At 71.6% G+C, this 15,293-nt stretch carries 19 protein-coding genes; 10 read left to right on the top strand and 9 right to left on the bottom strand.

Annotated features, from left to right (window positions below; all coding sequences use genetic code 11):
- Positions 1-19: 19 nt before the first annotated feature.
- Both ACZ6N8_RS11860 and ACZ6N8_RS11855 read right to left on the bottom strand, forming a co-directional pair.
- Positions 20-220: a DUF397 domain-containing protein gene (locus tag ACZ6N8_RS11860; RefSeq protein ID WP_364371508.1), complete on the bottom strand. Its 201-nt coding sequence runs from the start codon at positions 218-220 to the stop codon at positions 20-22.
- Positions 221-261: 41 nt separating this feature from the next.
- Positions 262-1,086 carry a helix-turn-helix domain-containing protein gene (locus ACZ6N8_RS11855; RefSeq protein ID WP_387114388.1) on the bottom strand — a complete coding sequence of 275 codons (825 nt, stop codon included), beginning with the start codon at positions 1,084-1,086 and terminating at the stop codon, positions 262-264.
- Positions 1,087-1,257: 171 nt separating this feature from the next.
- Between ACZ6N8_RS11855 and ACZ6N8_RS11850 the strand changes: the two genes are divergently transcribed.
- The 3 genes from ACZ6N8_RS11850 to ACZ6N8_RS11840 are packed head-to-tail and all read left to right on the top strand — an operon-like array spanning position 1,258 to position 4,049.
- Positions 1,258-1,899 carry a GOLPH3/VPS74 family protein gene (locus ACZ6N8_RS11850; RefSeq protein WP_466009453.1) on the top strand — a complete coding sequence of 214 codons (642 nt, stop codon included), beginning with the start codon at positions 1,258-1,260 and terminating at the stop codon, positions 1,897-1,899.
- Positions 1,900-1,947: 48 nt separating this feature from the next.
- On the top strand, positions 1,948-3,462 hold the full coding sequence (locus ACZ6N8_RS11845) for an APC family permease (protein WP_466009452.1): 1,515 nt from the start codon (positions 1,948-1,950) through the stop codon (positions 3,460-3,462).
- Entirely contained in the window at positions 3,459-4,049 is a 591-nt protein-coding gene (locus ACZ6N8_RS11840) for a GNAT family N-acetyltransferase (RefSeq protein WP_466009450.1), read from the top strand. The genes ACZ6N8_RS11845 and ACZ6N8_RS11840 overlap by 4 nt, the downstream gene beginning before the upstream one ends.
- A gap of 90 nt (positions 4,050-4,139) precedes the next feature.
- Here the strand turns inward: ACZ6N8_RS11840 and ACZ6N8_RS11835 are convergent, their stop codons facing one another.
- Positions 4,140-4,964 carry a SigB/SigF/SigG family RNA polymerase sigma factor gene (locus tag ACZ6N8_RS11835; RefSeq protein WP_139586245.1) on the bottom strand — a complete coding sequence of 275 codons (825 nt, stop codon included), beginning with the start codon at positions 4,962-4,964 and terminating at the stop codon, positions 4,140-4,142.
- A 366-nt stretch (positions 4,965-5,330) separates the two neighbouring features.
- Here ACZ6N8_RS11835 and ACZ6N8_RS11830 point away from each other — a divergent pair, with 366 nt between their 5' ends.
- Positions 5,331-6,086 (top strand): hypothetical protein, encoded by a 756-nt coding sequence (locus ACZ6N8_RS11830; RefSeq protein ID WP_466009449.1) that lies wholly within the window; start codon positions 5,331-5,333, stop codon positions 6,084-6,086.
- On the opposite strand, the gene ACZ6N8_RS11825 is transcribed toward ACZ6N8_RS11830, so the two are convergent.
- Entirely contained in the window at positions 6,035-7,624 is a 1,590-nt protein-coding gene (locus tag ACZ6N8_RS11825) for a phospholipase D family protein (RefSeq protein WP_466009447.1), read from the bottom strand. The genes ACZ6N8_RS11830 and ACZ6N8_RS11825 overlap by 52 nt on opposite strands.
- Positions 7,625-7,756: 132 nt before the next feature.
- Between ACZ6N8_RS11825 and ACZ6N8_RS11820 the strand changes: the two genes are divergently transcribed.
- Positions 7,757-7,885 carry a hypothetical protein gene (locus ACZ6N8_RS11820; RefSeq protein WP_255421212.1) on the top strand — a complete coding sequence of 43 codons (129 nt, stop codon included), beginning with the start codon at positions 7,757-7,759 and terminating at the stop codon, positions 7,883-7,885.
- 69 nt (positions 7,886-7,954) lie between these two features.
- On the opposite strand, the gene ACZ6N8_RS11815 is transcribed toward ACZ6N8_RS11820, so the two are convergent.
- Together ACZ6N8_RS11815 and ACZ6N8_RS11810 are read right to left on the bottom strand one after the other, a co-directional pair.
- Complete coding sequence (locus ACZ6N8_RS11815) at positions 7,955-8,941, bottom strand: pirin family protein (protein ID WP_466009444.1); 987 nt, start codon at positions 8,939-8,941, stop codon at positions 7,955-7,957.
- A gap of 10 nt (positions 8,942-8,951) precedes the next feature.
- Positions 8,952-9,434 carry a MarR family winged helix-turn-helix transcriptional regulator gene (locus ACZ6N8_RS11810; protein ID WP_466009442.1) on the bottom strand — a complete coding sequence of 161 codons (483 nt, stop codon included), beginning with the start codon at positions 9,432-9,434 and terminating at the stop codon, positions 8,952-8,954.
- Positions 9,435-9,590: 156 nt separating this feature from the next.
- Here ACZ6N8_RS11810 and ACZ6N8_RS11805 point away from each other — a divergent pair, with 156 nt between their 5' ends.
- Positions 9,591-10,124 (top strand): GNAT family N-acetyltransferase, encoded by a 534-nt coding sequence (locus tag ACZ6N8_RS11805; protein WP_466009440.1) that lies wholly within the window; start codon positions 9,591-9,593, stop codon positions 10,122-10,124.
- Between the two features lie 11 nt (positions 10,125-10,135).
- Here ACZ6N8_RS11805 and ACZ6N8_RS11800 read toward each other — a convergent pair whose 3' ends face one another.
- Positions 10,136-10,624, bottom strand: a complete 489-nt coding sequence (locus ACZ6N8_RS11800; protein ID WP_466009438.1) for an FBP domain-containing protein — start codon at positions 10,622-10,624, stop codon at positions 10,136-10,138.
- Between the two features lie 48 nt (positions 10,625-10,672).
- Between ACZ6N8_RS11800 and ACZ6N8_RS11795 the strand changes: the two genes are divergently transcribed.
- Together ACZ6N8_RS11795 and ACZ6N8_RS11790 are read left to right on the top strand one after the other, a co-directional pair.
- On the top strand, positions 10,673-11,239 hold the full coding sequence (locus ACZ6N8_RS11795; RefSeq protein WP_387113984.1) for a TetR/AcrR family transcriptional regulator: 567 nt from the start codon (positions 10,673-10,675) through the stop codon (positions 11,237-11,239).
- A gap of 9 nt (positions 11,240-11,248) precedes the next feature.
- Positions 11,249-11,836, top strand: coding sequence for a DUF1684 domain-containing protein (locus tag ACZ6N8_RS11790; RefSeq protein ID WP_466009436.1), 588 nt, complete (start codon positions 11,249-11,251; stop codon positions 11,834-11,836).
- 47 nt (positions 11,837-11,883) lie between these two features.
- Here ACZ6N8_RS11790 and ACZ6N8_RS11785 read toward each other — a convergent pair whose 3' ends face one another.
- Positions 11,884-12,468, bottom strand: a complete 585-nt coding sequence (locus ACZ6N8_RS11785; RefSeq protein ID WP_466009435.1) for a YflT domain-containing protein — start codon at positions 12,466-12,468, stop codon at positions 11,884-11,886.
- Positions 12,469-12,588: 120 nt separating this feature from the next.
- On the opposite strand from ACZ6N8_RS11785, the gene ACZ6N8_RS11780 reads away from it, so the two are divergent.
- Entirely contained in the window at positions 12,589-14,418 is a 1,830-nt protein-coding gene (locus ACZ6N8_RS11780) for a glycoside hydrolase family 15 protein (protein ID WP_466009433.1), read from the top strand.
- A gap of 66 nt (positions 14,419-14,484) precedes the next feature.
- A complete protein-coding gene (locus ACZ6N8_RS11775; protein WP_466009431.1) occupies positions 14,485-14,985 on the top strand; it encodes a metallophosphoesterase family protein in 501 nt (166 codons plus the stop codon).
- Positions 14,986-15,068: 83 nt separating this feature from the next.
- On the opposite strand, the gene ACZ6N8_RS11770 is transcribed toward ACZ6N8_RS11775, so the two are convergent.
- Positions 15,069-15,284: a DUF3072 domain-containing protein gene (locus ACZ6N8_RS11770; protein WP_364371461.1), complete on the bottom strand. Its 216-nt coding sequence runs from the start codon at positions 15,282-15,284 to the stop codon at positions 15,069-15,071.
- Positions 15,285-15,293: the final 9 nt, after the last annotated feature.

The following is a 15,293-nucleotide window of genomic DNA, read 5'->3' as shown; positions in this document are numbered from 1 at the left end:
TCGCACCGGCCCGCCGGACTCACCGGCGGTGGACGCCGCCCACGCCGCGCACGAAGCTCCGCCAGGCCGGTGCCGCGAACGCGAGGACCGGACCGGAGCGGTCCTTGCTGTCCCGGACGGCGACCTGACCGTCGACTGTCGCGACCTCCACGCAGTTGCCGTTGCCACTGCTGCGCGTGCTGGTGCGCCAGTCCGCCCCGGTCCGGTCGTACGCCGTCATCCGCGGTGCCTCTCGTCTGCGTCGGCGTGCCGCAGACGCGGTCACGCAAAGTTACGAGAAGCCTGCTCCAGACGGGTCAACGACGCCGTCGGATCGAGTGCCATCCGGCACAGCTCCTCGTGCAGAAGGCTATACCCGAGCACTTGATCGGCATCCTCCAGAGCCAGTCCCATCGTGAGGTTATCCAGGTAAACCACTGACGCGTCGGCGGTGTCGGCGAAGTTGAGGATCACGTACGGGGTGCTCATCGCCGGGTGCCCGCCGGCAGCGAACGGAAGTACCTGAATTGTGACGTTGGGTAGTTGAGCGATTCGACTCATGTGGGCCACCTGCTCGGCCATCACGGCGGCGCCGCCGACCGGGCGCAGCAGGACCGCCTCGTTGAGCACTACCGACAGGTGGACGGGGTCGTCGCGGCGCAGCACCTCCTGCCGGCGCAGCCGTGCGGCGACCTTGCGTTCCAGGCCGTCCTCGCCCGCGGTGCGCCGGTAGATCTCCCGCGCGTACGCCTCGGTCTGCAGGAGCCCGGGCACCGACTCGGCCTCGTACGTGCGCAGCGCCGCCGCCTCGGCCTCCAGTCCCACGTAGAACTCGAACCACTCGGGCAGCACGTCGCTGTAGTTCTGCCACCAGCCGCGCTGCTGGGCGCCGCGGGCGATCTCGATCAACGCCTCGGCGTCCGCGCCGGTCACCTGGTAGAGGGCCAGGGCCGCGCGCACGTCGCGTGGCTTGATGCCGATCTGCGCGGTCTCGATCCGGGAGAGGTTGCTCTTGGACATGTCGAGCTGCCGGGCCGCCACATCGAGGGTCATCCCCGCGCGTTCCCGTAGCTGGCGGAGCTCCCGAGCGATGCGTCGACGGCGCACTGTCGGGCTGGCGGTGGGTCGGATGGCGGGGGTGGCGGTCACCGTCCGAGTCTGACATGACGAGATCCCCAGGTCGCGCCTGTACGGAGTGCAACTTTCAAATCTGGGAGTTGCATTGCAGTAGCTCTGGGTGCATCCTTTCCCGGTTGCGATCACTGTGGACATACATCCTTGCGGGAGGACCGTTTGCTCATCGCCGACGAGTTCTTCCTGATCGCCCACAACGACAGTCGTGGCAAGGCCAAACTGCACCCGGCGGCGACCGGCCTCGGGTTGGCCGCGGGCCTTCTCGGTGAGCTGACCCTGTACGGACACATCACTGTCTCCGGCGGGCAGGTAAGCGTCGTCGACAGGCGTCCCCCGTCCGACGCGCTGGCACACACGGTCCTCGACCAGCTGATCGGCGAGGCTCACCACCAGGCGGTGAACACCTGGCTCAGCTTCCTGTCGCAGAGCGCCACGACCTCGGTGGGGGAGCGGCTGGCCCGCGCCGGGGTGCTCCGTCGCCAGGAGAGCCGCCGACTGCTGCGGACGTCGGTCAGCTACCTGCCGATCGACCTCAACGCGGTGGCCTGGCCCGCCACCCGGTTGCGGGCGCTGCTGGACCGACCGGATCCGCCGAGCGTGCCGGACGCGCTGCTGCTCGGGCTGGTCGTGGCGGCCGGGCTGACCCGCGAGGTGCTGTGGAGCGCCGGCCCCCGCGCCCACCACCGGTTGAACGTTCTCATCCCCGCGCTGCCGGCGCCCCTGAAGGAACTCGTCGGGCACACCGAGGCCGCCGTCGGCGCCGCGGTGCTGCGCGGCTTCCCCTGACCCACCCGGTAACCCCCTGTCCCTCCCCTCGACAACCGGAGTAGTCGTATGCCCCCGACATCGACAGTCGACCGACCCAGCAACGTCTCCGAAGCCCTCGCCCGGGGTCGTCTCGGCGTCCCCTCGGTCATCTTCTTCGTGCTCTCGGCGGCCGCGCCGCTGACCGTGGTCGCCGGTGTGGTCACCACCGGCTACGGCGTCATCGGTGTGACAGGCATTCCGCTGGCCTTCCTCGTGGTCGCCGCCGTGCTCGGCCTGTTCTCGGTCGGCTACGTGGCGATGTCCCGCCGGGTGGAGAACGCCGGCGCCTTCTACGCCTACATCTCCCGTGGCCTCGGTCGACCGGCAGGTGTGGGTGCCGCCTGGGTGGCGCTCCTGGCGTACAACGCGTTGCAGGTCGGGCTGTACGGCACCATCGGCGTCGCCGCCGAGCCGGTGCTGGACCGGATCTTCGGCGGCCACCCGCACTGGTCGATCGTCGCCCTGGTGGCGTGGGCGCTTGTCGGCCTGCTCGGTCTGCTCCGGGTCGACATCAACGGCCTCGTGCTGGCCGCGCTGCTGGTCGCCGAGATCGTGGTGATCCTCGTCTTCGACCTCGGTCAGCTCGGCAACCCGGCCGACGGTCAGGTCAGCTTCGCCGCCCTGTCGCCGGACAACCTCTTCGTGCCGGGGGTGGGTGCCGTGCTGGTGCTGGCGATCCTCGGGTTCGTGGGCTTCGAGTCCGCTGTGGTCTTCAGCGAGGAGAGCAAGGACCCGAAGCGGACGGTGCCGCTTGCCACGTACCTGTCGGTGGCGATCATCGCCGGGTTGTACGCGCTGTCGTCCTGGACGATGACTGTCGCCGTCGGACCGGACCGGATCGTCGCCGAGGCGGGCGAGCAGAGCGTGGGCCTGATCTTCAACCTGGCTGCCGCGCAGCTCGGTGACACCGCTGTCACCATCGGCCAGGTGCTCTTCCTGACCTCGGTGCTGGCCGCGATGATCTCCTTCCACAACACGACGGCGCGCTACACGTTCGCCCTGGGCCGCGAACGGGTGCTGCCGGCGGTGTTCGGGCAGACCTCGCCGCGCTCCGGCGCGCCCCGGGCCGCCTCCCTGGCGCAGAGCGCCCTCGGCCTGCTGGTCATCCTGCTGTACGCGGCGAACGGCTGGGACCCGGTGGTCCAGCTCTTCTTCTGGGGCGGCACCACGGGCGGCTTCGGCGTGCTGCTGCTGATCGCCACCACCTCGGTGGCGGTGATCGCCTACTTCGCCCGCTCCGGCGGCGCCGGCGAGAACATCTGGCGGCGGGCCATCGCCCCCGCCCTGGCGACGATCGCCCTCGTCGTGATCATCTGGTTGGCTGTGTCGAACTTCGCGAACCTGCTCGGCGTCGAGCCGGACTCCACCCTGCGCTGGGCGCTGCCTGCCGTGTACCCGGTGGCGGCCGCGCTTGGCGTGATCTGGGGGCTGGTGCTGCGCGCCAGCCGCCCCGACACGTACGCCCGGATCGGGCTCGGCGCGGCGAGCGCCGCCGCCGCCGTGACGACGGACGCGCCGGCCAGCGTGGAGGTGACGCGGTGAGCGTGCGCATCGACCGGCTCGGGCCACCGGACACCGCACTGGTGGCCGGCCTGATCGCCGAGGCGTTCACCGCCCTGGAGGTGACGTCCTGGCTGGTGCCCGACGCGAGCAAGCGTGAGGCAGTCCTGGCCGGAAACTTCGAGATCCTGGTCGGGCACGCGATGCGCCACGGCACGGTGTACGCCACGGCCGAGCGCACCTCGGTCGCTGTGTGGTTCCCGTCGGTGGGGGAAGAGCTTCCCTCACCGGAGGACTACGACGCCCGGCTCGCCGCCGCGTGCGGCGAGTGGACCGACCGGTTCCGCCACCTCGACGACCTGTTCGCGGCGAACCACCCGCACCCGGACCACCACCACCTGGCGTTCCTGGCGACGCGGCCGGATCGGCAGGGGCGCGGGCTGGGCACCGCGCTGCTGGAGCACCACCACGCCTGGCTGGACGCCAACGCGATGCCGGCGTACCTGGAGGCGAGCAGTCCGCGTAGCCGGGACCTGTACGCGAAGCACGGCTACCGGGCCGGTGAGCCGTTCCGGGTGCCCGACGGCACCCCGTTCTGGCCGATGTGGCGCGAGCCGGTCGGTAGCTGACCGAAGTTGTCACGTCCGCGTGACACCTACCGCGTGTGACGCGAAGCGGGGCCGGGTCCAACTGGACCCGGCCCCGCTTCGTCAGGCGTTCTAGTACGTGCCGTCGAGCTGGCCGCGCAGCTTGGTCAGCGCCCGGGCCAGCAGCCGGGAGACGTGCATCTGCGAGACGCCGATCTGGTCGGCGATCTGCGACTGGGTCAGGTTGCCGTAGAACCGCAGCGTGAGGATCTTCTGCTCGCGCTCGTCGAGGGTGGCGAGCGCGGGGCCGAGGGCCACTCGCAGCTCGGCCAGCTCGAACTCGTTGTCCTCACCGCCGAGCATGTCGCCCAGCTCGGTGGCCCGGTCGCCGTCGCCGGTCGGGGTGGACAGCGACACCGCGTTGTACGCGCGGGCGCCCTCCAGGCCCTCCAGGACCTCTTCCTCGGTGAGCTTGAGGTGGGCGGCGATGTCGGCGACCGTCGGCGAGCGGCCGAGGGTCTGCAGCAGCGAGCTGTTGGCGTCCGAGATGGCCAGCCGCAGCTCCTGGAGGCGGCGGGGCACCCGGATGTCCCAGGTGCGGTCGCGGAAGTGCCGCTTGAGCTCACCGATGATGGTGGGGATGGCGTACCCGGCGAAGTCGACGCCGCGCGTCGGGTCGAACTTGTCGATGGCCTTGATGAGGCCGACGGCGGCGGTCTGGGCCAGGTCGTCGGTCGGCTCGCCCCGCCCGCTGTAGCGGTGGGCGAGGTGGTTCGCCAGGGGCAGCCAGGCCTCGATCGCCCGGTCGCGCAGCGCGGCGCGGGACGGGTGGTTTGCCGGCAGTGCCGCCATGGCGTTGAGCAGGTCGGCGGCGCTGTCGGTGAGCGCGCGCGGGTCCAGCTTGGTGGTGCTCCGGACAGCGGTGCTCGGCTGCTCGGTGATCGTTGGCGCGGTCATGGGTGGTCCTCCCTGCACCTCGTCCGCGGAAAAAAGACGTGACGCTTTTTGGTTTAGCTTCGTATGGGCCGTTCGGGACTCACCTTAGCCTGATCGTCTCGCCGAAATCTAGCCGAAAGGCTGATGTACTTATGTGATTTTCAATCACAAAACACTCAAGTCGGGCGGAAGTCCGGGGGAGTGTGAGGTCTCTTACCTGTTTCCCGCCACCCGGTCGCCCACAGGCGACGAGCCGATCGGTCAACCCCGACCACCGGACGGTCAACAGGAAATCCGACAACGGGGCAGATGTGTCGCCTATCCGTCCTTGTCCCGCCGGTGGGACCGGCCGTAGCGTCGCCTGTACACACCCGGTTCGGAGGCACCATGCTCGATCCAGCCGCTCCCCAGCTCGTCGTGAACAGTCGCACGCTCTACTTCAGCTGGCTGCCGGCGGATCCGGACGCGGTGGCCGCCCTGGTCCCGGCGGGGCTGCGCCCCCGCGCCGACCGTCAGGTGTTCCTCAACCAGTACGTCGTCGACGACGAGACGCAGACCTCCGGCTTCGGCGCGTACTCGCTCACGTACCTCGGTGTGTCGCTGGCCGGCGTGGACGCGCCCGGAGGGCTCAACCCGGGCGGCTGGTGGACCCACTACGTGGCCTCCAGCCGACTCGTGCGGGAGTACGCCGCCGCCCGTGGCGCCCCGACGTTCGCCGGTCGCACCCACATCGAGATCGACGGCGAGGACCTGTGCTCCGAGACCGAGATCGACGGTGTGCCGCTGGTCCGGGCCCGCTGCCGGGTGGGGGAGACCGGGCATGTGATCAGCAGCGGGCACCACCGCTACTTCACCAGGCGCGACGGTCAGCTCCTCAGCTCGGTCTACCCGTTCGTGGCCGAGCCGGTCGCGCCGTTCGAGATCGAGTCGGTGGAGTTCCTCCAGCCCGGGCACCCGCTGTACGCGCTACGACCGGACAACCCGCTGACCATCGGCTTCGGCTACTTCTCCCCGCGCTCCTCGTTCGCGTACCCCGGGGGGCTGACCGTGCATCCCGGCTCGACCGGCATGCCGGAGCCGGCCCGGACGGTTCACCAGGTGCCCGCCAGTCTGGCCCGCAGCGGCCTGCCGTCCGGGTCGTAGACCAACCGGTACGCCGGCAGCGCCCAGGCGCGGGTGTACCACGGCAGCCGTTCGGGTCGGTGCGGGCGCAGCCGCCCGGGTGGGCGTTCACCCACCTGGCCGTCGTCGTACCACTGTTGCAGGGCATCGGCGGCGGCCTTGATCGCCGCGACGGCGTCGGCGGGGTCGAGCAGATCGGCGTCGTCCCGGCCGTCCGGGTCGCGGTCCAGGTGCTCGCGCCAGAGCCGCAGTCGCAGGTCCCGGGCGAAGACCCGCGCCCCGTCGCCCCGCCCGGCCGGGTCGGTGGGTTCCCGCTCGTCGCGGGTGTCGTCGAGCACTGCGCAGGACAGCTCACTGTCGTGCGTCCAGGACCGGCGGTTGAAGTTGTCGCTGCCGACGCTGGCCCAGACGTCGTCGACCACGCAGACCTTGGCGTGCACGTAGACCGGGTCGCCTGCGTGGTTCTCCACGTCGAACACGTGCACCCGGTCCGGTGCGGCCCGTTCGCACAGCGACAGCGCCTGCTCCCGGCCGACCATGTTCGGCGGCAGCGCCAGCCGGCCGTCCACGTCCGGGTGCCGGGGTACGACGGCGACCAGCTGCAGCTCGGGGTTGTCCCGTAGCGCCCGCGCGAACAGGTCCGCGACCTCTGTCGACCAGAGGTACTGGTCCTCCAGGTAGATGAGCCGGCGTGCCCGGTGGACCGCCTTGGTGTAGCCCCGGGCGACGGTCCGTTCCCCGTCCGGCGCGAACGAGTAGCGGGGCCGGACGGCGGGATAGGTCCGCAGCACCTGGATGTGGTGCGGCCCGCAGGCGGGCGGGTCGGCTGGCTGCTCGGGCAGCGGATCGGGCGTGAGGTCCGCGCCGCGCAGCCGGTCCCGCAGGTACGCCATCGGGTTCTCCGAGTCCAGTGGCATCGGGTCGGTCCAGCGTTCCCGGAACACGGTGTCCAGGGCGCCGACCACCGGGCCGCGTACCGCGAGCTGCACGTCGTGCCAGGGCGGGTGGGGGCCGTACCGGGGCGACATCTGCACCGGCTGCGGGTCGCCGTGGTGGGCGGCGTCGTCGCGGCGGCTGTGGCACAGGTCGATCCCGCCGGCGAACGCGATGTCCCGCTCCGGGGCGTTCGGGTGCCGCAGCACCACGAGCTTCTGGTGGTGCGAGCCGCCGCGGCGGACCCGCTGGTCGAGCAGCACCTCGCCGCCGGCCGCGGAGACGGCCTCGCTGAGGTTGCGGTTCTCCGCCTCGCTGTAGGCGAGCACGTCGAGGTGGGAGCGCCAGATCAGCCCCTTGACCACCACGCCCCGCTGCGCGGCCTGGGCGAAGAGTTGGGCGACGGTCGGGCCGTCCGGTCGCAGCCGTTGATCCGGGTCGCCCCGCCAGTCGGTGAAGAACAGGTGGTCGCCCGCGGTGAGCGCCTGCACCTCGTCGACCAGCCGGTCGAAGTACGCCGCGCCGTGAATCAACGGCTCGGCGAGGTTTCCGCTGGTCCAGACGGGTAACCCAGAGACCGGGTTGGCCCGTTCCCGCGCGGTGAGGAACCAGTCCTGCAACGGCACCGTCCAGCCCCCCGGAGGTCGACAACGTCCTCACGGTAGGACCCGCGGCGCGGGTTCGCACCCCGGCCGGGCGCACCGGTGACCCGGCCAACGCCATCGACGACGATGTGACACCAACGAGGAGGCCGCACTATGCCCCGCGAGACGACGAATCCCGTGACCGAGTACCGCGAGCCGGCGGTGGAGAGCGAACGGGGTGCGCTGGTAGCGGTGTTGGTGATGGTGATTCTCGGTGTCGCTGGGATATTCGCGGTCTCCTGAGGGGGCGCCGGCGCCGGCGCCCCGGTGACACAGGGGGGCGCCGGCGCCGGTCTCAGCCGGCCGCGAGGGTCAGGGCCGGGCGCCCTGGCCGCCGGTGTGCGGCAGCCGCCCGGTCGGGATCACGCCGAGCCGGCCGGCCCTGAAGTCCTCGAACGCCTGGAGCAGCTCGTCCCGGGTGTTCATCACGAACGGGCCGTACTGCGCCACGGGCTCCCGGATCGGCTGGCCGCCCATGATGTAGAGGTCCAGCGCCGGGGTGTTGCTGTCCTGCGCGGTGTCCGCGCTGAACCGCAGCGCGTCGCCCGCCCCGTGCACCGCGAGTTGACCGGTCCGCACCGGCCGACGGTCCGTGCCGACGGTGCCACGGCCGCCGAGCACGTAGACCAGGGCGTTGAACTCCGGCTGCCAGGGCAGGTCGACCTGCGCGCCCGGCTGGACGGTGACGTGGGTGATGGTGATCGGGGTGAAGGTCGACCCCGGACCGCGGTGCCCGGCGATCTCACCGGCGATGACCCGGATCAGCGCGCCGCCGTCCCCGGTGGTGAGCAGCGCCGACTCCCGACCCCGGATGTCCTGGTAGCGGGGCGGGTTCATCTTGGCCGAGCGGGGCAGGTTGACCCAGAGCTGGGTGCCGTGGAACAGGCCACCGCTCATCACCAGGTGCTCCGGCGGGGCCTCGATGTGGAGCAGGCCACTGCCGGCCGTCATCCACTGGGTGTCCCCATCGGTGATGGTGCCGCCGCCGCCCTGCGAGTCCTGGTGGTCGAAGACGCCGTCGATGATGTACGTCACGGTCTCGAAGCCGCGGTGGGGATGCCACGGGGTGCCCTTCGGCTCGCCCGGCGCGTAGTCCACCTCGCCCATCTGGTCGAGGTGGATGAACGGGTCCAGGTCGGTGGTCGAGACCCCGGCGAAGGCCCGGCGGACGGGGAAGCCCTCGCCCTCGAACCCGCTGGGGGCCGTGGTGACCGTGCGGACCGGGCGGAATCTGGTGGTCTCGTCGAGGCGCGGGAGGCGGGGCAGGACGAGAACGTTGTCGACGGTGATGGCGGGCATCGCGGGGCTCCTAACTGGTGGCGTCTGTGGTCGGCGCGGGGCAGTCCGCCCGCAGGCGGTCGCCGAGCCGGCCGAAGACCCGGGTGAGGCAGGCGACCTCGTCGTCGTCGAGGTCGTCCATCAGGTGGGTACGCACCGACGCCAGATGGTGGGGTGCGGCCTCGGACAGGGTGAGCAGCCCGGCGGCGGTGAGGACCGCCTCGCTGCCGCGTCGGTCGTCCGGGCAGGGCTCCTTGCTGACCAGGCCGCGACGCTGCATGGACGTGATCTGGTACGTCAGTCGGCTCGGCGAGAAGATCAGTCGGCTGGCCAGCTCGCCCATGCGCAGCCGTTGGCCCGGCGCCTCGGAGAGCACGACAAGCACGTGGTAGTCGGCGAAGCTCAGGCCGCTGTCGACACGTAGGTCCTCTTCCAACTGTGTGTAGAGACGCTGGCTGGCCTCGATGTAGGCGCGCCAGGCCGCCTCTCGGGTGCTGTCCAGGCTCTCCGTCACGCCCCGACGGTAGCACTCTTTCAAAATTTAAGTAACGCCCTTGGTCGTCGTCTGGGTCACAGGGAGCGCTCGGCAGGAGGAAGTCGTGCAGGTTTGAAGGACATGGACGGAAATCGGGCGGCGGGCGGGTCCGGCCGTGTGCCAGACTCCGCCCTCGTGGAACACGTGGAACTCGCCGCCGCCGACCTGCTGCTGCGCCCCTGGCGCGACGCGGACGCCCCCGCCGTCCGTGGCGCCCTGCGCGACCCGTCCATCGCCCAGTGGAACCCGCAGTCCGCCGGCCCGGTCGACGACGAGTACGCGCTGCTCTGGGTGCGCCGTCGGGCCGACTGGTCCGTCGGTGACCACGCCTCCCTGGCGGTCACCGCGGCGGACGGCGGTGACCTGCTGGGCTCGGTGTCCCTGCACCACATCCACCACGGCGACGCGTCGATCGGGTACTGGACGATGCCGTCGGCGCGCGGACGCGGGGTGGCGGTCCGCGCCGTCGTCCGGCTCACCGAGTGGGCGTTCACCGACCTGCGGCTGCACCGCGTGGAGCTGTGTCACGCGGTGGCCAACCCGGCGTCCTGCCGGGTCGCCGACCGGGCCGGCTACGCCGCCGAGGGCACGCTGCGTGAGTCGTACCAGTACGGCGACGGGCGCCGCTACGACGAGCACCTGCACGCCCGCCTGGCCACCGACCGCTGATCAGCGAACCGTCACTCGGTGATCCTGCGCAGGAACGCGCTGAGGTGGCTCCTCGTCCGCTCGATCTTCTCCGGCACGGTCAGGGTCTCGTAGACGCGGGGCCCGGCGTGCTTCTTGCCCCGCAGATAGAGCGAGCAGGCCAGGTCGGAGCAGATGTACGCGCCCACGGAGTTGCCCTGCCGCCCGTCGGGTCCGGCCCTGCGGGCGGTCATCAGCGAGACGCCGTCACCTGTGTGCGTGGTCAGGCAGAGCGAGCACATGCTGCGCCGGACCCGCCCGGTGTGCTGGGGCGCGACGCGCAACGCCACGCCGACCAGCCCGTTGTCGACCTCGGTGACGAGGTAGGCCCGCTGTGGCGCGGACGGGTCCCGCCAGCCGAGGAAGTCGAGGTCGTCCCAGGGGCGGAACTCGAGATCGTTGGGTACGGCCAGTCGCTTCGCCTCGCCCTGGGTCGTGTTGACGAAGGAGGCGCGGATGGCAGACTCGGTGGGGACTAACATAGGCCCTAGCCTAGTCGTCCTAGGCAAAAAACTAGAGGAGTGTGGCGGATGGCACGTGCGGGGGTGACCGCCGAGCGGCTGACCCTGGCCGCGGCGGAGCTGGCCGACGAGATCGGCATGGAGAACGTCACTGTCGCCGCGCTCGCCCGCCAGTTCGGAGTCAAGGACGCGAGCCTGTACTTCCACATCCGTAACGCCCACGACCTGCGGGTGCGGGTGGCCCTGCTGGCGCTCTCCGAACTGGCCGACCGGGTGGCCTCGGCGCTTGCCGGCCGCGCCGGCAAGGACGCCCTGGTGGCCTTCGCCAACGCGTACCGCGCCTACGCGATGGAGCACCCGGGCCGGTACGCCGCCATGCAGATCGACCTCGACCCCGAGACGGCGGCCGCCAGCGCCGGCGTCCGGCACGCGGAGATGACCCGGGCCATCCTGCGCGGATACCGCCTGGCCGAGCCGGACCAGACCGACGCGGTACGGATGATGCACAGCACCTTCCACGGATTCGTGAGCCTGGAGAAGACCGGGGGATTCCGGCACACCCCGCGCAGCACCGACGACTCCTGGGCGCGCGCCCTGGACGCCCTGGACGCCGTCCTGAGCAACTGGCCGGCATAGGCTCGGGGCGTGGACGATCTGGAACTGGCCGACTGGCGCGAGCGGGTGGCCCGGCTCTACCTCTCCGGCGTCGACCTGGCCGGCTTCCGTGCCGGCCGCGACGACCTCTTCGCCACCCACCCGCAGAGCCCGATCCCGGCCGCGGAGCGTCAGGGCTTCTCCGGAGTGCGCTACTACCCGCCCAACCCCGATGCCGTGGTCGAGGCGCCGCTGCGACCGGCCAGCGGCGAGCTGCGGGTCGACACCGGCGGGCCGGACGGCGTGGTCGCGTACCGCCGGATCGCGGTGGCCGAGACACCCTGGGGGCCGCTGACCCTCTGGTGGATCGAGGCGTACGGGGGTGGACTGTTCGTGCCGCTGCGCGACGCCACGTGCGGCCCCGAGACCTACGGCGGTGGGCGCTACCTCACCGACACCGTGAAGGGCACCTTCGGCCGGGGCGTCCAGCTGCTGCCCGGTGACCGGGTCCGCCTCGACGCCAACTACCTCTACAACCCGAGCTGCGCGTACGACGACCGCTGGGCCTGCCCGCTCGCGCCGCCGGAGAACCGCGTCGACGTGCCACTGCGGGCTGGCGAACTGGCGTACCACGGCTGACGGCCGCCCCGGCGTGGAGCCGGGACGGCCGGTCGGACCGTGACCAGTCAGGCGTTGGCGGGGCGGTTGCCCATCCCCATCCGACCCAGCAGCTGCCGGGCCTGGTCCGCGAGCTGCGCGTCGACGGTCACCGCGTACTGGCCGGCACGCAGCGAACTGGCGGAGGTGAAGTCCCGCCGCCCACCCGTCATCGCGTGCGCGACAGCGCCGAACACGGCGCCCCAGATCGCACCGATGACCAGGCCGACCAGGATCACCGCCAGCCAGTTGCCGACCGTGAAGATGCCGAACAACAGGCCGATGAACAGCCCGAACCAGGCGCCGGTGCCGGCGCCGAGCAGAGCCGCCCGTCCGGTGGTCATCCGCCCCAGCACCGTCTCCACAAGGGTGAGATTGGTGCCGATGATGGCACTGTGCTCCACCGGGAAGCGGTTGTCAGCGAGATGGTCCACCACCCGCTGCGCGGACGGATAGTCCGGATATGAGCCGATCGTGACGGTCGGTGGGCCGGTCTCCGGCCCGCGCCCGTCACCTGCCGGTGTCCCCAGGCGACCGGCCGGTCCGGTTGGAAGCAGGTCGCCACCCTGTGCGCCGGGCCGCCAGTTGGCGGCCGGACCCGAAGCTGACGTCATGAGCATCCTCCCTCGGTCAGCGTCCCGGGTTCCCGCCGATGCCGAGCGGTAACGCCCACCGCCCGGCCGACTGCCGTTGCGCCAGGGGAATGCGCGCGGACCGCTCGGGTAGCCAGTCGGGTGGAGAGCGGACAGATCAGCGACTACGGGTTCCTCGCCGACGGCCGCAGCGCGGCGCTCGTGGACTCCTCGGGCTCGATCAACTGGTGGTGCCCGGGCCGGTTCGACGCCCCGTCGGTGTTCGGTCGCCTGCTCGACGACGGGGCCGGGCACTGGGCGATCCAGCCGGCCGTCGACTTCACCGTGCAGCGCCGCTACCTCGACGACACGCTTGTGCTGCGCACCGTGTTCCGTACCGCGCAGGGGGAGGTCGCGCTCACCGACGCGCTCGCCTTCGAGCCCGGCGCGCGCGGTCACGAGATCGGAGTGCACTCGCCGCAGGTCCTGGTCCGCAGCCTGCGAGGGCTGTCCGGCGCGGTGCCGATGCGGGTGCTCTACCGGCCCCGCTTCGAGTACGGCCGCGCCATCGCGTACCTGGTCGAGCGGGACGACATGCTGGAGGCCATCGCCGGGGCCGCCCGGCTCACGCTGCGCAGCGACGTGCGGTTGAGCAGCGGCGACGGCGAGGCCACCGCGTCGTTCACCGTCCGCGCCGGTGAGACGCGCAACTTCTCCCTCGGGTACGCCCCGACCTACGACTCGCCCCTGCCCGAGGTGCCGGACGCGGACGAGACCATCGCCGACACCGTCGCCGGCTGGCGGTCCTGGGCAGAGCAGCACGAATACCAGGGCCTCTACCCGGAGCAGGTGCGGCGCAGCCGGCTCGTGGTGCAGGGCATGACGTACGGGCCGAGCGGGGCGGTGGTGGCCTCGGTGACCACGTCGCTGCCGGAGGAGGTCGGCGGGGACCGCAACTACGACTACCGCTACGTCTGGGTACGCGACTTCAGTCTCACGCTGCGGGCGCTGTGGCGGTCGGCGTGCGTCGAGGAGGTGCAGCGGCAGTTCGCCTGGTTGGGTCGGGCGATGGGCCGGGTCGACGACGAGCCGGTGCCCATCATGTACGGGGTGCTCGGCGAGCGGGACCTCACCGAGCACCGTCTGGACCAGCTCGGCGGCTACCGCGACAGCCCACCGGTGATGATCGGCAACAACGCCTGGCAGCAGCGGCAGACCGACATCTTCGGCGAGGCGATGGACGCCGCCTGGTTGATGCGCGACAAGCTGGAGCCGATGGACCTGGAGGTGCGGCACGTCCTGCGGGTGCTCGCCGACCAGGCCGTACGGGTCTGGATGCTGCCCGACGCGGGGATGTGGGAGGAGCGCGGCGTCCAACACCACCACGTGTCCTCGAAGGTGCAGTGCTGGGTGGCGCTGGACCGGGCGGTCCGCTTCGGTGACCGGCTCGGAGGGCCGCAGGACGTGGCCCGCTGGGCGGCCGCCCGCGACGAGGTGCGCGCGGAGATCCTTGAGCGGGGCTGGAGCGAGCGGCTCCAGTCGTTCACCGGGAGTTTCGAGTCCGACGAACTCGACGCGTCGGTGCTGGTCATGCCGTTGGTGGGTTTCCTGCGGGCCGACGACCCACGGATGCGTTCGACGATCCGCGTCGTGGAGCAGGGGCTGTCGCACGACGGGCTGCTGCGGCGCTGGGACGGCGACCCGGCCGGTTTCCTCATCTGCTCGTTCTGGCTGGTGTGCTGCCTGGCGCTGGCCGGCGAGCGGGACCGGGCACACGAGCTGTTCGGTGTATTGGCGGGGCGGGTCAACGACCTCGGCCTGTTCGCCGAGCAGATCGACGTGCTGACCGGGGAGCAGCTGGGCAACTTTCCCCAGGCGTTCTCGCACATCGGTCTGATCAACGCCGCCGGTGTGCTGACCGACGTCGAGCGGGACCCGGTGGCGCGGGGGCTCGGCATGCCCCCGGCCCACTTCAGCCCGGTGCGTCAGTGACCAGTGCTCTCGCGGGATCACCCGCGTCGCCGGGCGGTCGGCGGGGGCGCGGGGGACAATGTCCGCATGCGGCTGGTGCTCACGGCGGACACCCACGTACCGAAGCGGGCCCGGGACCTGCCCGAGCCGCTGTGGACGGCGATCGAGGCGGCGGACGTGGTGGTGCACGCCGGCGACTGGGTCGACGAGGCGCTGCTCGACGCGATGCTCGCGCGGTCGCGGCGGCTGGTCGGCGTGTACGGAAACAACGACGGCCCGGCGCTGCGCGCCCGGCTGCCCGAGGTCGCCCGGGTGGACCTCGACGGCCTGCGGGTCGCCGTGGTGCACGAGACCGGGCCCCGGACCGGACGCGAACAGCGGTGCGCGGCGCGTTACCCCGACGTCGACCTGCTCGTGTTCGGGCACTCGCACATCCCCTGGGACACCGAGGCGCCCGGCGGCCTGCGCCTGCTCAACCCCGGCTCACCCACCGACCGCCGCTCCCAACCGCACGCCACCTACCTGGAAGCCGAGATCACCGACGGCCGGCTGACCGGCGTGCGCCTGCACCGCCTGCCCCGCCCCTGACACACCCCGGCGACCGCGCGCTCGCTGCCGAGTCGGCCGGTCCGGCGCGACAGCGAGCGCACGATCGCGGGGGTGGGGAGGAGCTACCGGCCCCGGCCGGTCTCGGCCTGGAGCTCGTCGATCCGCTTGGACGCCTCGGCCTTGGTGAGGTCGTCCGGAAGATCCTCGTCGGCCTCCCGGGCGAGCGTCTTCAGGTAGGACTCCTGCGCGGCGGTCGGCGGCTCGTCGCCGGTCACCCACTCGTCCGGGTCCTTGATCGCGCCGCGCGGGTCGGCCTGTTCGTTGCTGCGGTCCGTCATCGTCATCAC

This window comes from Micromonospora sp. NPDC047521 (assembly GCF_055587305.1).
The sequence above is the reverse complement of the archived record's forward strand: the minus strand, read 5'-3'. Positions and strand labels throughout refer to the sequence as shown.

Excerpts from the sequence above, each read along its gene's own strand:
- ACZ6N8_RS11830 (WP_466009449.1), top strand. The coding sequence starts at position 5,331 with ATGCTCGATCCAGCCGCTCCCCAGCTCGTCGTGAACAGTCGCACGCTC.
- ACZ6N8_RS11845 (WP_466009452.1), top strand. The coding sequence starts at position 1,948 with ATGCCCCCGACATCGACAGTCGACCGACCCAGCAACGTCTCCGAAGCC.
- ACZ6N8_RS11860 (WP_364371508.1), bottom strand. The coding sequence starts at position 220 with ATGACGGCGTACGACCGGACCGGGGCGGACTGGCGCACCAGCACGCGC.
- ACZ6N8_RS11815 (WP_466009444.1), bottom strand. The coding sequence starts at position 8,941 with ATGCCCGCCATCACCGTCGACAACGTTCTCGTCCTGCCCCGCCTCCCG.
- ACZ6N8_RS11820 (WP_255421212.1), top strand. The coding sequence starts at position 7,757 with ATGCCCCGCGAGACGACGAATCCCGTGACCGAGTACCGCGAGCCGGCG.
- ACZ6N8_RS11775 (WP_466009431.1), top strand. The coding sequence starts at position 14,485 with ATGCGGCTGGTGCTCACGGCGGACACCCACGTACCGAAGCGGGCCCGG.
- ACZ6N8_RS11770 (WP_364371461.1), bottom strand. The coding sequence starts at position 15,284 with ATGACGGACCGCAGCAACGAACAGGCCGACCCGCGCGGCGCGATCAAG.
- ACZ6N8_RS11800 (WP_466009438.1), bottom strand. The coding sequence starts at position 10,624 with ATGTTAGTCCCCACCGAGTCTGCCATCCGCGCCTCCTTCGTCAACACG.
- ACZ6N8_RS11835 (WP_139586245.1), bottom strand. The coding sequence starts at position 4,964 with ATGACCGCGCCAACGATCACCGAGCAGCCGAGCACCGCTGTCCGGAGC.
- ACZ6N8_RS11795 (WP_387113984.1), top strand. The coding sequence starts at position 10,673 with ATGGCACGTGCGGGGGTGACCGCCGAGCGGCTGACCCTGGCCGCGGCG.
- ACZ6N8_RS11785 (WP_466009435.1), bottom strand. The coding sequence starts at position 12,468 with ATGACGTCAGCTTCGGGTCCGGCCGCCAACTGGCGGCCCGGCGCACAG.